Source organism: Psychrobacter sp. 1U2, assembly GCF_051847575.1.
Map to the genome: position 1 here is coordinate 1 of NZ_JBPYDC010000334.1, position 1195 is coordinate 1195.

1 protein-coding gene is annotated in these 1195 nt (G+C 41.7%); it reads right to left on the reverse strand.

All coding sequences use genetic code 11. From position 1 onward, the window contains the following. Positions 1-1195: fimbria/pilus outer membrane usher protein (locus tag ACS8FD_RS15590; RefSeq protein WP_439276519.1), on the reverse strand; the 1195-nt coding region annotated here is incomplete at both ends.

The window sequence follows — 1195 nt, forward strand, 5'->3', positions numbered from 1 at the left end:
CGGTGCAATATCAAAGGCTACCATCACTCCTGTGCAATCCATCGGCGTTGCTTCAATACTCACTTTATTGATACGCGTATCAGCAGGCAACTGCATAGGGTCAATACCAATTTTATTGTTTTGATAGGCATTAAGTGACGTTACTAGTAAGAGTCCCTGTTTATTGGTAGTACCGACGGGGTTATTTTGTAACAGAACGGGCACATTAGCGATATCTCCTGTAGATACTACGGCAAAACCATTATCTATTTGGCGAGCAGGAAATATACCGCCACCCATCATTACTAATGATCCTATACCACTGGCATAAGTAGCATACTGATTATCAATACTGCTGATTCCACCTTGTACTCGTCCGTATCGTCCAAGATAACTTAACTCAGCCAATGCACTAACACTATTATAATTTTCTATGTTTTTATCTAAAAGTGTAGCAGAGTTGGTAGCTGCGCTACGCCTTACCTGCGCACGCCAGTCAATACCGCCTGATCTTTCGACTGATTTTGAAATATCAGCAATCAAGACGTTATGCTCGTCTGTGTGTTGCATACTACTACTTATCGACATATTGCGATCCAGAGATAAAGAGGCCCCAATGGAAATATTACTATTAGCAGAATGATTAAGATCATGATTGTAATTCATGTTTAGGCTCATGCTCTGACCAAAGGCTTTAGACCAATAGGCACTAACGAATTTTGTAGACTCCATCTCAGCTTGAGCAGTCTGATTATAACTTAACCCAAAACTTCCTAAGGACTGTGAACTATAGCCAGTTGAGATTTGCTCGCTACGTCTTACAGGTGCAGCGCCATACTGTGAGCCCACATCACGGTATACACCATGAGTACCCAATGCGTTAAAACCCATACTAAATCTATTGTTATTCCAGGAATAGTTAGTACTATATTGTATACCGTTCTCTCCCTGACTCTCGCTACCAGCTATCGAAGCAAACAAAATACCACCTGCGCGTCCTAGTAGCCAAGTCCCACCAATACCTGCATTACTAAGTCCATGAACTACCTCGGCATGGGCTTCTGCGGTAAAATTATTGTTTATTCCATAACGCAATGTACCACTGGCAGCAATATTGTCATCATAATCAAAAGAGTCAATCCCATAACTTTCACGAACTGCTCCAAGCTCTAGTGACCAGTCAAGTAATTCTGGTTGTAGCAAACGATGAGTATCA